Annotated in this window: 16 protein-coding genes and 1 pseudogene; 9 read left to right on the forward strand and 8 right to left on the reverse strand. The window is 62.5% G+C overall.

Translation table 11 applies throughout. The features are described 5' to 3' along the window. Positions 1 to 7: 7 nt before the first annotated feature. From AAHK20_RS26240 to hpaR, 6 genes are all read right to left on the reverse strand, one after another. Positions 8 to 1,837: a DUF1302 domain-containing protein gene (locus AAHK20_RS26240; RefSeq protein ID WP_449184394.1), complete on the reverse strand. Its 1,830-nt coding sequence runs from the start codon at positions 1,835 to 1,837 to the stop codon at positions 8 to 10. 71 nt (positions 1,838 to 1,908) lie between these two features. Next, complete coding sequence (locus AAHK20_RS26245; RefSeq protein WP_449184395.1) at positions 1,909 to 3,270, reverse strand: DUF1329 domain-containing protein; 1,362 nt, start codon at positions 3,268 to 3,270, stop codon at positions 1,909 to 1,911. A gap of 269 nt (positions 3,271 to 3,539) precedes the next feature. Then, positions 3,540 to 4,883 (reverse strand): aspartate aminotransferase family protein, encoded by a 1,344-nt coding sequence (locus tag AAHK20_RS26250; RefSeq protein WP_449184396.1) that lies wholly within the window; start codon positions 4,881 to 4,883, stop codon positions 3,540 to 3,542. A 79-nt stretch (positions 4,884 to 4,962) separates the two neighbouring features. Next, the gene (locus tag AAHK20_RS26255; RefSeq protein WP_449184397.1) at positions 4,963 to 6,468 is read right to left on the reverse strand and encodes an aldehyde dehydrogenase family protein; all 1,506 of its coding nucleotides are present in this window, start codon (positions 6,466 to 6,468) and stop codon (positions 4,963 to 4,965) included. A gap of 164 nt (positions 6,469 to 6,632) precedes the next feature. Continuing rightward, positions 6,633 to 7,598, reverse strand: a complete 966-nt coding sequence (locus AAHK20_RS26260) for a helix-turn-helix domain-containing protein (protein WP_449184398.1) — start codon at positions 7,596 to 7,598, stop codon at positions 6,633 to 6,635. A gap of 222 nt (positions 7,599 to 7,820) precedes the next feature. Further along, positions 7,821 to 8,225 carry a homoprotocatechuate degradation operon regulator HpaR gene (hpaR, locus tag AAHK20_RS26265; protein ID WP_449184542.1) on the reverse strand — a complete coding sequence of 135 codons (405 nt, stop codon included), beginning with the start codon at positions 8,223 to 8,225 and terminating at the stop codon, positions 7,821 to 7,823. 177 nt (positions 8,226 to 8,402) lie between these two features. On the opposite strand from hpaR, the gene AAHK20_RS26270 reads away from it, so the two are divergent. The 9 genes from AAHK20_RS26270 to AAHK20_RS26310 all read left to right on the forward strand — a co-directional run bounded on the left by AAHK20_RS26270 (position 8,403) and on the right by AAHK20_RS26310 (position 16,121). Continuing rightward, on the forward strand, positions 8,403 to 9,185 hold the full coding sequence (locus tag AAHK20_RS26270) for a fumarylacetoacetate hydrolase family protein (protein WP_449184399.1): 783 nt from the start codon (positions 8,403 to 8,405) through the stop codon (positions 9,183 to 9,185). Continuing rightward, positions 9,182 to 9,952, forward strand: a complete 771-nt coding sequence (locus tag AAHK20_RS26275) for a fumarylacetoacetate hydrolase family protein (RefSeq protein ID WP_449184400.1) — start codon at positions 9,182 to 9,184, stop codon at positions 9,950 to 9,952. The genes AAHK20_RS26270 and AAHK20_RS26275 overlap by 4 nt, the downstream gene beginning before the upstream one ends. Before the next feature lie 12 nt (positions 9,953 to 9,964). Further along, complete coding sequence (gene hpaE, locus AAHK20_RS26280) at positions 9,965 to 11,425, forward strand: 5-carboxymethyl-2-hydroxymuconate semialdehyde dehydrogenase (RefSeq protein ID WP_449184401.1); 1,461 nt, start codon at positions 9,965 to 9,967, stop codon at positions 11,423 to 11,425. A 42-nt stretch (positions 11,426 to 11,467) separates the two neighbouring features. Next, on the forward strand, positions 11,468 to 12,391 hold the full coding sequence (gene hpaD / locus AAHK20_RS26285) for a 3,4-dihydroxyphenylacetate 2,3-dioxygenase (protein WP_449184402.1): 924 nt from the start codon (positions 11,468 to 11,470) through the stop codon (positions 12,389 to 12,391). Positions 12,392 to 12,420: 29 nt separating this feature from the next. Then, on the forward strand, positions 12,421 to 12,867 hold the full coding sequence (locus AAHK20_RS26290) for a 5-carboxymethyl-2-hydroxymuconate isomerase (protein WP_449184403.1): 447 nt from the start codon (positions 12,421 to 12,423) through the stop codon (positions 12,865 to 12,867). 3 nt (positions 12,868 to 12,870) lie between these two features. Next, the gene (hpaH, locus tag AAHK20_RS26295) at positions 12,871 to 13,671 is read left to right on the forward strand and encodes a 2-oxo-hept-4-ene-1,7-dioate hydratase (protein ID WP_449184404.1); all 801 of its coding nucleotides are present in this window, start codon (positions 12,871 to 12,873) and stop codon (positions 13,669 to 13,671) included. Positions 13,672 to 13,684: 13 nt separating this feature from the next. Beyond that, on the forward strand, positions 13,685 to 14,500 hold the full coding sequence (gene hpaI / locus AAHK20_RS26300) for a 4-hydroxy-2-oxoheptanedioate aldolase (protein ID WP_449184405.1): 816 nt from the start codon (positions 13,685 to 13,687) through the stop codon (positions 14,498 to 14,500). A gap of 178 nt (positions 14,501 to 14,678) precedes the next feature. After that, positions 14,679 to 14,984, forward strand: a complete 306-nt coding sequence (locus tag AAHK20_RS26305; protein WP_449184406.1) for an ArsR/SmtB family transcription factor — start codon at positions 14,679 to 14,681, stop codon at positions 14,982 to 14,984. Between the two features lie 78 nt (positions 14,985 to 15,062). After that, entirely contained in the window at positions 15,063 to 16,121 is a 1,059-nt protein-coding gene (locus AAHK20_RS26310) for an alkene reductase (protein ID WP_449184407.1), read from the forward strand. A 74-nt stretch (positions 16,122 to 16,195) separates the two neighbouring features. On the opposite strand, the pseudogene AAHK20_RS26315 reads toward AAHK20_RS26310, so the two are convergent. Both AAHK20_RS26315 and AAHK20_RS26320 read right to left on the reverse strand, forming a co-directional pair. Then, positions 16,196 to 16,658 (reverse strand): annotated as a pseudogene (locus AAHK20_RS26315) (VOC family protein). A 78-nt stretch (positions 16,659 to 16,736) separates the two neighbouring features. Further along, on the reverse strand, positions 16,737 to 17,207 hold the full coding sequence (locus AAHK20_RS26320) for a lipid-binding SYLF domain-containing protein (protein WP_449184408.1): 471 nt from the start codon (positions 17,205 to 17,207) through the stop codon (positions 16,737 to 16,739). Between the last annotated feature and the right edge of the window lie 172 nt (positions 17,208 to 17,379).

Raw genomic sequence — 17,379 nt, forward strand, 5'->3', positions numbered from 1 at the left:
TGCCGCACTAAAAGTTGCGTGTGGCGAAGAGGCCAACGAAGTTCCGGTCGGCGTACGGCTGTCCGACGCCGCCATGGCCGCCGAAGAACGCCGTGTAGTTGATGCCCGCCTGCCAGACAGTCGGATTCTGGTTGAACAGCACATAGACGTTCACCGACTTCGCGCCCTGCAGGTAGTTGGCCGTGAACGTCGGCGTGTAGCCATACAGCGCGTCGGCGAACGTCACGCCCGGGGTGACCTGCCAGCCGGGAATCACGGTGCCGTCGTAAGTCCAGTTGAAGTCGATGGTCGCGCCTACCGAGCTCGCCGTCCCTTGTGCGGCGGCGATCGGGTAGCCGAGGCTGGAACCGTTGTTCAGCCACGCGTAGTAGCCGGCGGCGGCCACTTGGGTGACGCTCTGGCCGTTGATCGTGCGGGTCACGCCGCTCGAGCTCAAGCCCGGGTAGTAGATCCAGGTCAGTTCGGCCGTCAGCACCGCCATGTCCGCGTGAAGCAGCTTCAGGAACGGATACTGGCTTTGCGTGAGGTTCAGCTGACCGTTGATGTCATACTGGAATTTCTTCTTGTCGATCCATTGCTGGCAATCGATGCCCGAGACGCCGTTCGTATTCAAGTCGAGCGGACCGCCCGCGCCATAGCAGCTCGAGAGCGCCACGGCGTCGCGAGGACGATATGACAGCTCGGTCCCGATGGCCCAGTCGCCAAGCGAGAAGTTCGCGCTCACGCCGAATAGCTGGCGGTTCTCGAGATACGACCATTGGTTCGAACCGTTCGCGAGCGTGGACAGAACCGGCGATTTGTCCGTGTAGTTCTCGTAGTAGAAACCGAAGTTCACATCGAGATTTTTCGGCCGGTAGTTGAGCTTGAGGCCGAATTGCGGCTTGTACTCGCTCGGCAATTGCGTGGACACCGGGATGCCGATCGAGTTGTACGGCGCACCCGCATACTGTCCGTTCACGAGACCCGTGTTGATGGCCGAGAGCGTCGCGGAATTGCCGGCGTTCGCGCCCGCGATGGTGCCGGCATCCACCCCGCCCACGTTGCCGTTGATCGTGCTGGCCGTGAACGGCACCGCCCCGCGCCCGAAGTTGTTGGTCACCGACCAATACGTGCCCACTGGAGGATAACGATTGCCGTTCCATTGAAACTGGTAGTAGCCCTCGGTGCTGAAGCCGTTTCCGAGCCCTGCCGCAAAGCTCAGCATCGGTGCGGGCAAGAGCGCCTGCTTGAGCTGCGTGCCGGGAATCAGGAGCTTCTGGACATCGACCGAGTTCGTCGCGTTGATGCCGTTGGTGGCGAAGTAGCTTTCGCCCCAGTTGATGACCTGGTTGCCGAGCCGCACGTGCGCCGGCTCTCCGCCGATGTTGAAATCCTTTTCGCCCCACAAATCGAGCAATTGAGCGTTGTAGACGACTTGCGCCGACGCCGTGCTCGAAAGCGGGGTACGCGCGGTATTCCCAGCCAGGAAGTCGTACATGCCCGTGCCGCGGATCATGAACTTGTAGCCCTCGCTAGGCATCGTCAGCAGCAGTTCGCTCGTCGCGCTGATGTACGTGCTGAACGGCTGCCCTTTCCTATAGTTGAGGTCGCCCATATCGCCGCCGCCCCACTGCGCGACATTCGCCGCGTCGCCGCAGCCATAGGCATTCGGGTCGCCCGTCAACGCACAGCTCGGGCTCTTGGTGCGAATGCCTGCACCCGCCGTCAGGTTGGATACCCACGAGCCGGACAGGTCCCCAAGGCCCGTCGTGAAATCGTAGCCGTACGCACTGGACGACGCGGCGCCCAGCACGGCCAGCGAAACAGAAACAGATACGCCAACCCCTGTCGTTTTCATTAGCATTCCTTCACATTGTCATGGCTCGTGGCGCCCGCCTTGCGGCACGCGCCACGCCTGTGTTGCCGGCTTCAGCGCTCGCTGATCGAGCGCAGGTTTTCCGCGGAGTAGTAGTTCGAAGAGAAGCGCGGATCGCTCGAGGACTCGAAGTAGTGCACGTCCACCCCGGCTCCGATCACGGTCTGGTCGTCCACGTAGCGGCCGTTGAGCAGGTTGTACTGGGCGAAAGGCTCGATGTCGCAGGTTCCGCCCAATTCCCACAGCGGTACCGGATAGCCTTCCTTGGTCTTCCAGAGCTTGCCCTGGGCGTCGTAGTCCTCGCCGACGAGCGCGAGGTAGGTGTCCTCGTCGAGATAGAGCACCTTCTTCCGCGAGATGTGGCGCATGCTCGACTTGAGCGTCGCCTCGAGCACGTAGACGCGGTGCAGCTCATAGCGGCGCGCCGACGGGTCGACCTGGTCGCTCTTGAAGACGTCGCCGACGCTCTTCCGGAAGTCGTACATCGCGAAGTCGTTGTACGGCACGTACATTTCCTTCTTGCCGATCAGCTTCCAATCGAAGCGGTCGATGTCGCCGTTGAAGAGCCAGGGTTCGTCGACCGTGTACTGGTTTTCGAAGCCGATTTGCGGAGCGTCATAGTTGTAGGACGGCATGCGGCGCACACGGCGCTGGCCCGGGAAGTAGTAGTAGGCCTCGGCCTGGTTGTCCGCGAAATGGAACGTCTGCACCACCGCCTGGCCCGCCATGGCAGCCGGCGAATCGTAGCCGTAGTAGATCGAGAACAGCGGGTCCTTCGCGCCGAGCGTATTCGCACCCTTGGCGCCCCATGGGAAATACAAGGTCTGGCGGCTCGTCACCGAGATCCAATCGGAACTGCCGGGACGCGGCGAGACCATCGTGTAGACCTTGTCCCACTCGGCGCCGACACCGCGATAGCGCGTCAGATAATTCCAGATCGCCTGCTGCCCGGTCTTGGCCCCCGGGAACGGCAGTCCCGGCAAAACGGCATTTTGCAAGTGATCGCCGGTCGGATCGAGCTTCGCGCCTTCCGCGTTCTTCTTGACGTTGTCCTGCACCCAGTCGGGATAGCTGCAATCTCGGTGCGTCGGGTACACCTCCATGCGGTAGCCCTTGACCTGCTTGAAGAGCGCGAGCTGGCCCGCCGAGAGCTTGTCCGCATACTTGTCGGCGTTCGACGCATCGATCGTAAGGAGCGGTTTTTCGTTCTTGTATTTCCAGTAGTCGCCACGGAATTTGCCGTAGCTCCACCCTGCTTGCGGCACGTCGCGACCGGCGAACGCCGGAATCGCGCCATCCGTGCTCGCGCCGCTCTCCGCACCGGTTATCGTCGGCGATCCCGACGATTGGGCGAGCACCGCGGCAGCGATCGCAGTCAGTGCGGCAAAGACGCCTGCTTTGGCCAGTCGTTTCATCTCCAACTCCTTCTCATCTTGCCTTTCGTTATGGATTCCGGATTAACCTGACGTGACGGGAGATGTGCGGTGTGGCTTCCTGTTACGTTCCGATCTCCTTGATGACAATTTAGAGATAACAAAAAGATCGCTTTAGCCGAAATTGGCAAACGGAGAACTCGCCGCTGTGCCGGGCATGATAAGAATCTGCTTAAAAAAAAGCCCTCGCGGACTCCGGAAGGAGCAGCGAGGGCATGAAGAATCCGCCGTCCTGCAAACGGCGGAGACGCTTACTGTACGAAAGGCACCTTCTCGAAGCCGGCCGCGAGCGCATCGACGAGCACATCGATCTGCTCGCGCTCGATCACGAGCGGCGGCGACAGGATGATCTTGGTGCCCACCGGCCGCACGATCACGCCAGCTTGGCGCGCCACTTCGGCAACGGCGTTGGCGTAGCCCGAAGCCGGATCGATTGGTTCGCGCGTGGCTCGATCCGCGACGAGATCGAGCGCAACCATCAGACCTTTGCCGCGCACTTCGCCGACCGCTTCAAAGCGCGCCGGAAAGTCCTGCAATTGCTCGAGCAAATAGGCTCCCTGGCGCTTCGCATTCGCGGGCAAGTCTTCTTCGACGACGATCTTCAGATTCGCAAGCGCGGCCGCGCATGCCACCGGGTGCCCCGCATACGTGTACCCATGCATGATCGCGCCGGAGAAATCGCCGTTCTCGGCGAACGCCGACTCGACGCGCGCATTGACGACTGTGGCGCCAAGCGGCACGTACCCCGAGGAAATACCCTTCGCGAGACACATGATGTCGGGCTTCACACCCCAACCGCGGCTGCCGAACATATCGCCTGAGCGGCCGAAGCCGGTGACGATCTCGTCTGCGATCAGAAGCACGCCGTACTTGTCGCACACTTCGCGCACGAGCGGCCAATAGTTGGCAGGCGGCACGATCACGCCGCCCGCCCCCTGGATCGGCTCGGCGATGAAAGCGGCCACCGTATCGGGACTTTGAAACACGATTTCGCGTTCGAGCAACTCGGCGCAAATGCGGCCGAGTTCTTCAGGATCCTCCGTGAATGGATTGCGGTACGGCCACGGCGTCTCGACATGAAAACAGCCAGGCAGGTTGGGCTCATAGTTGCGCCGAAACACCGTGTTGCCGTTCACCGATGCACCGCCGAAGTGTGTGCCGTGGTAGCCCTGCTTCAACGAAATGAACTTGGTTCGGTCCGGCTGCCCCTTCACGCGCCAGTATTGCCGCGCGAGCTTGAGCGCGGTCTCGACAGCATCCGAGCCGCCGGAGCTGTAGACCACACGCCGCATCCCCTCCGGCTCCAGAAGGCCCGCAATCACCGTCGACAGTTCCTCCGCACGCGGATGCGAGATGCCGTCGAACAGCTGGAAGTATTCGAGTTCGTCGAGCTGCCGGACGATCGCTTCCTTCACTTCCCGGCGGTTATGGCCGACGTTCACGTTCCACAGACCGGCGACGCCGTCGACGAGCTTGCGCCCGCGATCGTCGAACACATAGCAGCCGTCGCCGCGCATGATCCGGATCGGCTCGCGCGCCTTCATCTCGTTTGGATGCAGCATCGGATGCCAGAAGCGGGATTCGCGATAACTCATGGTTCACTCCTTCATTTTTGACTCGGGCGGCGCCGCCATGAAACCGCGAGAGCGCAGCAGCGCCGCCGCACGTTCAATGTCAATGCGCGATGCAGACCGACTTCACTTCGGTGAAGCCCTCGATCGCCTGACGGCCGAACTCGCGGCCGATGCCCGATTGCTTGAAGCCGCCGAACGGCAGGCTCGGATCGAGCGGGATATGGCAGTTCACCCAGACGGTACCCGCCTGAATCTCGGGGATCAGGTTGAGCGCGGCCTTCAGATCGTTGGTCCAGAGGCTCGCGGTGAGACCGTACGGCGTGTCGTTCGCCATCCGGATCGCGTCGCGGGTGTCGTCGAAAGGAATGGCGGCGAGCACGGGGCCGAAGATTTCTTCGCGGACAACGGCGTTATCCTGGCCGACGCCGGTCATGACGGTCGGCTTCACGTAGAAGCCGTCGAATTCCGGCGCGACGCCGCCGCACAAGAGCGTCGCGCCGTCGGCGCGGCCGCGCTCGATGTGGCGCGCCACGGCGTCGCGATGCTTCGCCGATACGAGCGGATTGATCTGCGTAGTGGGATCGAGACCCGGCCCGAGTTTCATCGAATCCGCCGCCGCGGCGAGAGCTTCCGTGATCTGCGCATAGCGGCTGCGATGCACGTACAGGCGCGATGCGGCAGCGCACACCTGCCCTTGGTTGAAAAACGCGCCGGCGAGCACGCCCTGCACCGCCTGCTCGACATCGACGTCGGCCAGCATCACGATCGGATTCTTGCCGCCGAGTTCGAGCGAAAAGCGCGTCATGTTCTGCACGGCCGCGGTGCCGACGAGCTTGCCCGTGCGTGTGGAGCCGGTGAACGAGATCTTGTTGACGAGAGGATGCTTGACGAGCGCATCGCCCGCCTCCGCGCCGCCCGTCACGACATTGAACACGCCCGGCGGCACACCCGCTTCGCACGCGATCTGCGCGAGCAAGAGCGCGGTGAGCGGCGTCTCGGGCGACGGCTTGATCACGATCGAGCAGCCGCTCGCGAGCGCCGGAATCAGCTTCCAGACTGCGATCATCAGCGGGAAATTCCACGGCACGATGCCGGCGACCACGCCGACCGGCTCGCGCCGCGTGTACGCCGTATAGCGCGTGCCGGGCGGAAACGGGATCGACACATCCATCGTTTCGCCCGTGATCTTGGTCGCCCAGCCTGCCATGTAGCGGACGTATTCGACCGTCGCGCCCACCTCCACCGCGCGCGCGACGTTGATCGATTTGCCCTGGTTCAGCGTCTCCAGCTGCGCAAACGTTTCGCCGTTTGCTTCGAGCGCGTCGGCCAGCTTCAGCAGAATGCGCTCGCGGTCCGCGGGCCGCAGGTTGCGCCATACCCCGCTTTCGAACGCGCGCGCGGCGCTCGTGACGGCAGCATCGATGTCGGCGGCGTCGGCATCGATCACTTGCGCGAGCCGCCGGGCCGTCGCCGGATTGAACACGTCGAGCCGGGCGGACGAGTGTCCCGCGCGCCAGCCGCCGTTGATAAAGAGACCGTGCTCCCTCGCCGCGAAAGAGGCGACTTCATCGCTTATCGCGACCGCTCCATTGTTTTGGCTTTCCATATGCTCCTCGTTTGCTTGGCGCCGTCCTTGGGTCCGGCAAGCGGGGACGGCAGCGAAGCCAATATAGGGAGCGTCGAGAAGGCACCGTTAGCCAAAATCGGCAACACACGGCGCATGCGCGCGCCGGCGTATCGGCAGCAGAGGAAAGCGCAGCGCCGCGGCGCTCAATGGAACGTGGACAGACGCGAACCGTCGAAGCGGCGCGTATCGGAGGGCAGTTCGCCGAACAGCGATTTGTAGTCGGCGGTGAAATGGCTCAAGTGAAAGAAGCCGAAGCGCGCCGCCGCGTCGCCGATCGACAGCGCCTCGCGCGGCGAGCTCATCAACGCGCGGCGCACCTCGGAGAGGCGGATCGCACGCAGATAACCGAGCGGCGTCATCTTCGCAACTTGCTGGAAGCTGTTCTGCAGCGTGCGGCGGCTCACGCGCAGGATGCGGCACAAATCGAGCACCGTGACGGGCTCGGCACTGCCGGCAAGGACGATCTCGCGACTTCGGCGCACGAGGTCGCAACGCACGGCATCGGTCAGATCGGTCTTGCGATTGGGATCTTCGTCGGTCAGCACGTCGAGCAGAATGCCCAGCATCGTGTGCCGAAACATCTTCTGCGCATGCAGCGACGAGAACATCGCTTCGTTTTGCGCCGCGGCGGAAAACGCGTCAGCCAGGCTCTGAACCGCGCTCGCGTAGCACTGCGGATCGGTCGACAGCGGCCGGCCGCGGTGCTTGTGCGCCGACCACGTCGAGTGCATGCATTCGAGCAGTTCGGCGAGTTCGCCGGCATCGATCGTCAGGATCATCGTGTCCATGCCTTCGGCGACATGAAACACGAAGTCCTCGCCGCTCGCGAGCGCATGCAGCGAGTGCTGCTCGAACTTGCGCCCTTGCAGCGTCGCCTCGCCAGGCACGTGCAAAGGCACGGCGAAACTCACGGCGCCCTCGGGCGCCGCACCGTATTGGGCGACGCGCTGCGTGAAGCCCTCGCGAAAAACATGCAGGCGCTCGACGGCGACTTGCGACAGCGAGCATTGGATGCGGCCCGGCGTAATCTGATAGTAAGACTGCTTCCAACCCGCAAGCGCATCAGCGTGGAGTTGAGCGTCGTTGAAGCGGGTGAACTGAACCGCCATCCTGAGTCACCGGTGAACGGGCGTCTCGCACCAGATCGGCGCGCGAAGCCGGAGAGATTAAGCAACAAGCACGCAAACGCACCAGCTTTGTGCGAAAACGCAGGCTTACAGCGCTAGGGCCGCTGTAAGACTGAGAAAGTGCAATATCCGCGCCGGGCCGGCAATCGGTATAAATCCGGTTTAGCGCAATGGAGCGTCAATTCGGAGGGCGAATTGAGCGTTCTAATCTTCCCTCACGAGGCCGACGAGCAACGCGTCGACCGCCTGATAGACGCGTTCGACGACGTCCGGCCCCACCTCGCGCTCGAGCGCCAGATATTCGGCCTCGAGATCCTTCGATAGGACGCGAACCAGGTGGACACTCTGCTTGGTCAACGACACTCGCACGCGCCGCTGATCGTCCTCGAAACGCTCCTTGGTTATGAGGTCCATTGCTTCCATCCGAGTCAGCACCCCCGCCATGCTCGGGCTCGAAATCGTACAAAGATCGGAAATCTGTCGAGGCTCGAGCGGCCCGCTTTCGTCGAGCGCGCGAATCACGCGCCACTGCTGCTCGGTCAACCCACGCGCGGTAATGAGCGGACGAAACCGCTCCATCATTTTTTCTCGAGCCCTCAACAGCAGCATCGGCAAGTTTCGGTGAAGGAAGCGATCGGAAGCTGATTCGGACATGGCAGACGGTGCGCGGAACGGGAGTAGTGTGCTCGGGGAAACCCTCAACGGCGCGACAAACTGTTGACGCCGAATCATATCAGCCGCACTATTACTAACATGTTAGTGTTTGTGATGACGAACCCCCAACTTATGTTCGCTCTATCTGATCATCTCCTTCACGTCGAAGGCGAGCCACTTGCGCGAGACATCGGCGCGCAAGCTGTCCGCGAGGCGCTCTCGCACGGTTTAGCCTGCCGCGCGCCGGTGACGGGCGCGGTCTACGGCACCCTGCTCAACGACCGCGCCGCACTCGAGGCGCTCGGCGAGGCGATGCACGAAGCGCCGTACAAGGCTCCTCCGAAAGCACCCGTCCTCTATCTGAAGCCGCGCAATACACTCGCCGGTCATCGCGCTCGCGTCGCCGTGCCGGGGGATGCTCCTGGCGTCGAGGTCGGTGCGTCGCTCGGCATCGTGATTGGGCGAACCGCGACACGCGTGTCGATCGAAAACGCGCTCGACTACGTCGCCGGATATGCGATCGTCGCCGATCTAAGTATCCCGCATGCCAGCGTCTATCGACCGTCGGTACGCTTTCGCGCACGCGATCGCTTTTGCGTGATCGGCCCGACGCTCGTCGCGAAACGTCATGTCGCGGACCCCAACCGTCTTCCGATCGCCGTATCGATCAACGAGCAAACCGTATTCGAGGCAAACACCGCTACGTCGGTGCGCGGCGTCGCGCGCCTAATCGCGGACGTGACCGACTTCATGACCCTATCCGCCGGAGACGTCCTCACGCTCGGCGTGCCACACGGGGCACCCGTCGCGCGCGGCGCGGACGAGGCAATCGTCACGGTCGGCGGATTTGCGCCGCTCCACATATCGTTCGTTGAAGCGATCGAAGCGATCAAACCGGAAGGAGAGCAACAATGAAGCGCGGCCGCGTCGCCTATGCAGGCGCGATTCACGAGGCCTATCCAGAAGGCGATCGCGTGCGGCTCGCTGACGGCCGGGTTTGTCAAGAAGACGAAGTGGTATGGCTCGCACCGATCGAAGTCGGCACGATCTTCGCGCTCGGCCTCAACTACGCCGATCACGCAAAAGAGCTGCAGTTCTCGAAGCAAGAAGAGCCGCTCGTCTTCCTGAAGGGACCCGGCACGGTGCTTGGACATCGCGGCGTCACCCGCCGGCCATCGGACGTCACGTTCATGCACTACGAATGTGAGTTGGCGGTTGTAATCGGCCGCACGGCGCAAAAGGTCTCGCGCGAAGAAGCGATGGAGTACGTTGCCGGCTACATGATCGCAAACGACTACGCGATCCGCGACTACCTCGAGAACTACTACCGCCCGAACCTGCGCGTGAAGAATCGCGACGGCGGCACCGTCGTCGGGCCATGGTTCGTTGATGCGCAAGACGTTAGCGACGTATCGAACCTCGAGCTGCGCACCTACGTGAACGGTACGCTACGGCAACGCGGGAACACCCGCGATCTCATCACCGATGTGCCCGCGCTAATCGAATACTTGAGCGGCTTCATGACGCTCGCGCCCGGCGACGTCATCCTGACCGGCACACCGGAAGGAACGGTGAATGTCGATGTCGGCGACGAGGTGGTTTGCGAAATCGACGGTCTTGGTCGTCTCGTCAATGAAATCGCGTCGGACGCCGCGTTCGGACGTGGAATGAACGATAGCTAAAGAGGACATGCCATGCGCATTGAGCATCTGATCAACGGTAAGCCGCGAGCCGGACGCGATTACTTCGAAACCGTGAACCCGGCCAACCAGCAAGTACTGGCAGAGGTCGCGCGCGGCGACGCCGACGACGTCGATGCCGCGGTCGCGGCCGCGAAGGAGGCATTCCCGGCGTGGGCAGCGAAATCGCCAAAGGAGCGCGCGAAACTGATCCGCAACCTCGGCGAGCTGATCACGAAGCACGTGCCCGAACTATCGGAAACCGAAACCAACGACACGGGCCAGACAATATCGCAAACGCGCAAGCAACTCGTGCCGCGCGCGGCCGATAACTTCCACTATTTCGCCGAAGTTTGTGCGCACGTCGATGGTCATACGTATCCGACCGACACGCATCTCAACTACACCCTCTTTCATCCCGTCGGCGTGTGCGCGCTGATTTCGCCGTGGAATGTGCCGTTCATGACGGCCACCTGGAAGGTCGCGCCCTGCCTCGCATTCGGCAACACCGCTGTGCTGAAAATGAGCGAGCTGTCGCCGCTGACCGCCGCACGCCTGGGCGAGCTCGCCCTTGAAGCCGGGATTCCCGCAGGCGTATTGAACGTCGTCCATGGCTTCGGAAAAGACACCGGCGAGCCACTCGTCGCACACCGGGACGTACGCGCCGTGTCGTTCACCGGCTCGACGGCGACCGGCAACAGGATCGTGCAAGCAGCGGGCCTGAAGAAATTCTCGATGGAGCTTGGCGGGAAGTCGCCGTTCGTGATTTTCGAGGATGCCGACCTTGAGCGTGCGCTCGACGCGGCTGTGTTCATGATCTTCTCGAACAACGGCGAACGCTGCACCGCGGGCTCACGAATTCTCGTGCAGAAGTCGATCTACGCGCGCTTCGCGGAGCGCTTCGTCGAGCGAGCGAAGCGAATCAAGGTTGGCGACCCGCTCGCCGACGATACGATCATGGGCCCGATGATCAGCCAAGGCCATCTTTCGAAGGTACGCAGCTACATCGAGCTCGGTCCCAAGGAAGGCGCCACGCTCGCATGCGGCGGCCTGGATGCGCTCGATCTTCCCGCGTCGCTGCAGAAAGGCAACTATGTCGCGCCGACCGTGTTCGTCGACGTCGATAACCGGATGCGGATCGCGCAGGAAGAGATTTTCGGGCCGGTCGCATGCCTGATCCCGTTCGACGATGAAGCCGATGCAATCCGAATCGCGAACGACATCGCATACGGCCTGTCGAGCTACGTCTGGACCGAGAGCACCGGCCGCGCGCATCGCGTCGCCGCCGCGATCGAGGCTGGAATGTGTTTCGTCAACAGCCAGAACGTGCGCGACCTGCGCCAACCCTTTGGCGGCACGAAGGCATCTGGCGTAGGTCGAGAAGGCGGCACGTGGAGCTACGAAGTGTTTCTCGAGCCGAAGAACGTTTGCCTGTCGCTCGGCTCACATCACATCCCGCAATGGGGCCGCGCTTGACGGCTCCGGCCGTCAGCGCACGCGTCCGCTGAGGAGACAATCATGGGTGAACTCGCCCTCGTTGCGAAAATCACGCACGTTCCATCGATGTACCTGTCCGAATTCGACGGCCCGCGCAAGGGCACGCGGCAAGATGCGATCGATGGCCACCGCGAAATTGCGCGGCGCTGCCGCGAGCTTGGCGTTGATACGCTCGTCGTATTCGACACGCACTGGCTTGTCAACGCCAACTACCACATCAACTGTGCGCCGCACTTCAGCGGACTCTATACCAGCAACGAACTCCCTCACTTCATCAGCAACATGCCGTTCGAGGCGCCCGGCAACCCAGTGCTTGGGCGGCTCCTCGCACAAGCCTGCACGGAGCAAGGCGTCGAGACGCTCGCACACGATTCGACTACGCTGGCACCCGAATACGGAACCCTTGTCCCGCTGCGCTACATGAACGCCGACCAGCACTTCAAGGTGGTCTCGGTGTCGGCCCTTTGCATGGCGCACTACCTGAACGACAGCGCGCGCCTTGGCTGGGCGATGCGCCGTGCGGTCGAGGAACATTACGATGGCAAAGTTGCGCTCCTGGCCAGCGGCAGCCTGAGTCACCGCTTTGCGCAAAACGGCCTCGCCCCGGAATACGCGCACCGAATCTGGAGCCCGCTTCTCGAGACGCTCGACCGGCAGGTCATCGCGATGTGGGAGCGCGGCGACTGGAAGCCGTTCTGCGAAATGCTGCCCGAATATGCATCGAAGGGTCATGGAGAAGGCTTCATGCACGATACCGCGATGATGCTCGGCGCACTCGGATGGTCCGACTATGATGGTTGCGCGGAAGTCCTGACACCGTACTTCGGCGCGTCGGGAACGGGCCAAATCAACGCCGTGTTTCCAGTCACACCGCAAACAGGCGCGGCTATTCCGGCACCGGAGGCATCCGCTGCGAAGCAATATCGCTCGTTTCCACGGCTGTGACTATTCCGACCTAACATCCGAGGCCCCCAATGCCACATCTGACCATCCTTTACACGCCGAATCTCGACCGCGCGGCCGACGAGGGCGGCACCGACATGCAGGCGCTCTGTGCCGCACTCGCGGAAACGATGATCGCGCAACGCGATGAAGCCGGTGCCGCGGTGTTTCCAACGGGAGGTGTACGCGTACTCGCCTATCCGGCCGCCCACTACGCGATCGCCGATGGTGGCGCAGCGGGGCGAGCCGCCGGCGGGACCGGCGACTACGCGTTCGTCTATTTGAACCTGCGCATTGCACGCGGCCGTAGCGCCGCCGTTCACAAGGCGGTCGGCGAAGCACTCGATGCTTGCGTCAAGCGACACATGGCGCCGCTTCTCGCTGCGCGCCATATCGGCATCACATTGCAGATCGACGAGGGCACTGAAGTCTTCAACTCGCGGACGAGTTCGCTACACCCGCTATTCAAACAAGGCTGAAACATGCTGCCGAAAGACACGATCACGTCGCTGGCGCGCCAGCTCTATGACGCGCGTAAGACGCGCCAGCAACTGCGTCATTTTTCGAAGCAGTTTCCAGAAATGACGATCGAGGATGGCTATGCGATCCAACGCGAATGGGTGAAGCTCGAACTCGCGGACGGCCGTACGGTCAAGGGGCGCAAGATCGGTCTCACGTCGCGCGCGATGCAACAGGCGAGCCAGATTACCGAGCCCGACTATGCGCCGCTGATGGACGACATGTTCTTCGAGGCCGGCGACATCCCGGCTAGCCGCTTCATCGCACCGCGCGTCGAAGTGGAACTCGCGTTCGTGCTCGACAAGCCGCTCAAGGGGCCGGGTGTGACGCTCTTCGACGTCCTGTCGGCCACCGGCTATGTGGTACCGGCCATCGAAATCATCGACGCCCGCATCGAGCAGTTCGACCGCGACACACGCGAAATGCGCAAGGTATTCGACACGATCAGCGATTTCGCCGCCAACGCCGGAATCGTTCTTGGCGGCCGCCCCGTGAAACCGATGAACGTCGACCTGCGCTGGGCCGGTGCGATGCTGTACAAGAACGGCGTGATCGAGGAGACGGGACTGGCAGCGGCCGTGTTGAATCATCCCGCCACGGGCGTCGCGTGGCTCGCAAACAAGATCGCACCCTACGACGAGGCTCTCAACGCCGGCGACATCGTGCTCGCCGGTTCGTTCACACGGCCGACCACGGCTACTGCCGGCGATGCGTTTCACGTCGACTACGGTCCCCTGGGTTCTATCGCGTTTCGCTTCGTCTGAAGATTCGACCGACATGCAGATTCCGACCAATACCTTCCGCAACGCCCTGCAAGCGGGCCAGCCGCAGATCGGCTTGTGGGTCGGCCTCGCCGATAGCAACGCGGCCGAAATGCTGGCGCTCTGCGGCTTCGACTGGCTTCTTTTCGATGGGGAGCACGCCCCAAATGACGTGCGTTCCGTGCTTGCGCAGTTGCGCGCCGTCGCACCCTACCCCGTGCATCCCGTCGTGCGTCCCGTTCAAGGCGACGCCGCGCTGATCAAGCAGTATCTGGACATCGGCGCGCAGACGCTGCTCGTGCCGATGGTGGACACGCCCCAACAAGCCGAACAGATCGTGCGCGCGATGCGCTATGCGCCGGACGGCATCCGAGGAATGGGCGCAGCGCTCGCTCGGGCGTCGCGTTGGAACAAGGTTGATGACTACGTGAATCGAGCAAACGACGCAATGTGTTTGCTCGTCCAGGCTGAAAGCACCATAGCGCTGCAAAACCTGGAAGCCATTGCTGCAGTCGACGGTGTGGACGGTGTGTTCTTCGGGCCAGCCGACCTATCGGCATCGATGGGTTATCGCGGGCAAGCGAATCATCCAGAGGTGCAAAGCGCGATCCTCGATGGCATCCGTAAGGTCCGAGCCGCGGGAAAAGCCGCGGGTGTGCTGATGGCCAATCGCGAAATCGCACAGACCTATCTCGAGGCTGGCGCATTGTTCGTGGCAGTGGGCGTCGATACGACACTGCTCGTCCAGGCAGCGACGGGTCTGGCCCAACACTTCGCTCGGAAGCCAACCGGGACCCAAAACCCGGACGCGTCCGCGCAGAGCGGCTACTAAAGCGAATTCCCGCGCCGAGAATCTTCCCCAGAAAAAATCGAACAACCCCATATCGGGTAGTGCCATTTCACATATCGTCAAAATCCGATATATGATTCTAGCAACAGCGATTTAGATGGCCGACGCCGCCTTGGCGGTGAACGCCGTTTGCGCTGGTTAGCGAAACCATGCCTGAACCATGACGACGATCGACATCGACGCAATCCACAAGGCCCTTGCCAACCCCGTGCGGCGGGAAATCCTCACGTCGCTGAAAGATCCGGCCACTTGCTTTCCGGAGCAGGTGCTGTCGCTCGAGAACGGTGTGTGCGCGGGCGCGATCAACGCGCACTGCGGTCTCTCTCAATCGACCGTTTCGGCGCACCTCGCCGTGCTGCAAAACGCGGGGCTCGTCAGCTCGACGCGCGTCGGCCAGTGGGCGTTCTTCAAGCGCAACGAAGCCGTCATTCAGGCATTCCTCGATACGCTGCACACGGAGCTGTAGTTCGCGGTGCAGCGTCTCCAATCGTCAACGTTTGAACCGAGAAGCGCGGGCGCGTGCCCGCCGAAGAGGTGAATTGCTATGCCGACACTATTCGATCCGCTCCGCGTGGGCGACCTGACCTTGGCGAACCGCATCATCATGGCGCCGCTGACGCGCCAGCGCGCCGGCGACGTGCGCGTGCCCAACGCGCTGATGGCGCAGTACTACGAGGAGCGCGCGAGCGCCGGGCTGATCCTGAGCGAAGCGACCGCGGTCACGCCGCAAGGCGTCGGCTACGCCGCGACGCCGGGCATCTGGTCGCAAGAGCAAGTCGAAGGCTGGAAGCTCGTGACGAACGCCGTCCATGCGAAGGGCGGCAAGATCTTTCTGCAGTTGTGGCACGTGGGCCGCGTATCGGATCCGGTCTTCCTGAACGGCGACCTGCCCGTCGCACCGAGCGCCATCGCGCCGCAAGGCCACGTGAGCCTCGTGCGTCCGCAACGCGAGTATGTGACGCCGCGCGCGCTCGAAGCCTCGGAAATCCCCGGCATCATCGAAGCGTTCCACCGTGGCGCTGAAAACGCGAAGGCCGCCGGTTTCGACGGCGTCGAAATTCACGCCGCGAACGGCTATCTGCTCGATCAGTTCCTGCAGGACAGCACCAACCTGCGCACCGACGAATGGGGCGGCTCGATCGAGAACCGCGCGCGCCTGATCCTCGAGATCACCGACGCCTGCATCGGCGTATGGGGCGCCAACCGCGTCGGCGTGCACCTCGCGCCGCGCGGCGACGCGCACACGATGGGCGATTCCAATCCGGTCGCGACGTTCGGCTATCTCGCACGCGAACTCGGCAAGCGCAAGATCGCGTTCATCTGCGCACGCGAAGCGCTCGGCGACGACCGCATCGGTCATTTGCTGAAGGCCGAATTCGGCGGCGTCTATATCGCCAACGAAAAGTTCACGAAGGACACGGCGCAAGAAGCGCTCGATTCGGGCGAAGCCGACGCCATCGCATGGGGCAAGCTGTTCATCGCGAATCCGGATCTGCCGAAGCGCTTCGAAATCGACGCGCCGCTCAACGAGCCGAATCCTGCGACGTTCTATGCGGAAGGCGAAGTGGGTTACACCGATTACCCGGCGCTCGAAGCGGCGTAACTGCTTAGTCGCGTAGCTTAAAAGCGCAACGCGCCGGCCGACAGGCATGTCGGCCGGCGCGTTTTTTATTCGCGCTACGCCCACCCTTCGATCTTCACGCCCCCCGGCCTGCTCGGCCTCCTCACGCGACACGATGCGAACTGTTTGCCCGAAACTCCAGACGTGTCCTTCCGGATCGCGCGCGGCATAGACGCGGTCGCCATAGAACTGATCCTCCGGTTCGCGCGTGATGACGGCGCCCGCTGCGCGGGCTCGCGCACAGTGTGCGTCGATACCCTCTTTCAGCTGCACATGCACCGTTTGCGAGTTGCGGCCGTCGAGCGATGCCGGGCTTGCCGACGCGCCCCAGCCTTCCGTGCAAACCATGATGTAGCCGTCGCCGAAACGCATCTCCGAGTGGCCGAGCCGGCCGTCGTCATCGACGACGACGAGCGTCCGCTCGAAGCCGAACGCTTTTTCGAGCCAATCGAGCGCGGCGAACGGGTCTTGATAAAACACACAGGAACCGAAAGTCGGACGGTGGAACGGGTCTTCCATGCGAGCCTCCTCGAAGCGCTGGAACAGTGATATCCAACGTTGTAGCTAAGCGCATAGGGGAGGTCAAGAAAACACACGTCACTGCTTATCGTCGTCGTCAAACTTGACGATCCTCTGTCCTTGCATGCCAAGGCCGGCCATCAGGCCCGATTGGCCGAAAATGAACGAATAGACATCGGATTTCAACGTGGTCGTGGTCATCGATTTGGCCATCCCCGCATCCACCACCACGACGCTCGGCCCCACGCCGACCGACAATCCGGTGCCGCTCGTGAGCGTCGTAATCGCCTCGTCGGTCATGAGAAACAAGGCCTCCGAGAACGATTGGGCACCCGCCTGCAGGCCGTAGGAAACGGCGCGGGCCCGATAGTACCCGACCACTTTCCCGCTTGGATCAAACATCACCCCTTTTCCGCCTTGCGCGCCGACGATCAACCCGGCCTTGACGATGTCGGGAAACACGACGATCCCTTTCGCCTGAGCTTGGAGTTCTTTTGCCTTTGGCGTGCTGTCGTACAGTTGTTGCAGCGCCGCTTGCGCTTTCGCCACTAGCTCAGGGTCTCCGCCATTGGCAACGGTCGGGTTCGTCGAGCAGGCCAGGACAAACAGACAGACCGGAATCGCGAGAACGAGCCGAATGTACCTGATCATGATACGAACTCCATTGGAAATATCGCAGTCACGGTATGGAACGCGTCTCTACCTCGACTTCGGTCGGGGC

It is taken from the genome of Trinickia camelliae (genome assembly GCF_053525655.1).

Bases quoted from the DNA above. Each gene is read 5' to 3' on its own strand.
- AAHK20_RS26240 (WP_449184394.1), bottom strand. From the start codon at position 1,837: ATGAAAACGACAGGGGTTGGCGTATCTGTTTCTGTTTCGCTGGCCGTG.
- AAHK20_RS26245 (WP_449184395.1), bottom strand. From the start codon at position 3,270: ATGAAACGACTGGCCAAAGCAGGCGTCTTTGCCGCACTGACTGCGATC.
- AAHK20_RS26250 (WP_449184396.1), bottom strand. From the start codon at position 4,883: ATGAGTTATCGCGAATCCCGCTTCTGGCATCCGATGCTGCATCCAAAC.
- AAHK20_RS26255 (WP_449184397.1), bottom strand. From the start codon at position 6,468: ATGGAAAGCCAAAACAATGGAGCGGTCGCGATAAGCGATGAAGTCGCC.
- AAHK20_RS26260 (WP_449184398.1), bottom strand. From the start codon at position 7,598: ATGGCGGTTCAGTTCACCCGCTTCAACGACGCTCAACTCCACGCTGAT.
- hpaR (WP_449184542.1), bottom strand. From the start codon at position 8,225: ATGCTGCTGTTGAGGGCTCGAGAAAAAATGATGGAGCGGTTTCGTCCG.
- AAHK20_RS26270 (WP_449184399.1), top strand. From the start codon at position 8,403: ATGTTCGCTCTATCTGATCATCTCCTTCACGTCGAAGGCGAGCCACTT.
- AAHK20_RS26275 (WP_449184400.1), top strand. From the start codon at position 9,182: ATGAAGCGCGGCCGCGTCGCCTATGCAGGCGCGATTCACGAGGCCTAT.
- hpaE (WP_449184401.1), top strand. From the start codon at position 9,965: ATGCGCATTGAGCATCTGATCAACGGTAAGCCGCGAGCCGGACGCGAT.
- hpaD (WP_449184402.1), top strand. From the start codon at position 11,468: ATGGGTGAACTCGCCCTCGTTGCGAAAATCACGCACGTTCCATCGATG.
- AAHK20_RS26290 (WP_449184403.1), top strand. From the start codon at position 12,421: ATGCCACATCTGACCATCCTTTACACGCCGAATCTCGACCGCGCGGCC.
- hpaH (WP_449184404.1), top strand. From the start codon at position 12,871: ATGCTGCCGAAAGACACGATCACGTCGCTGGCGCGCCAGCTCTATGAC.
- hpaI (WP_449184405.1), top strand. From the start codon at position 13,685: ATGCAGATTCCGACCAATACCTTCCGCAACGCCCTGCAAGCGGGCCAG.
- AAHK20_RS26305 (WP_449184406.1), top strand. From the start codon at position 14,679: ATGACGACGATCGACATCGACGCAATCCACAAGGCCCTTGCCAACCCC.
- AAHK20_RS26310 (WP_449184407.1), top strand. From the start codon at position 15,063: ATGCCGACACTATTCGATCCGCTCCGCGTGGGCGACCTGACCTTGGCG.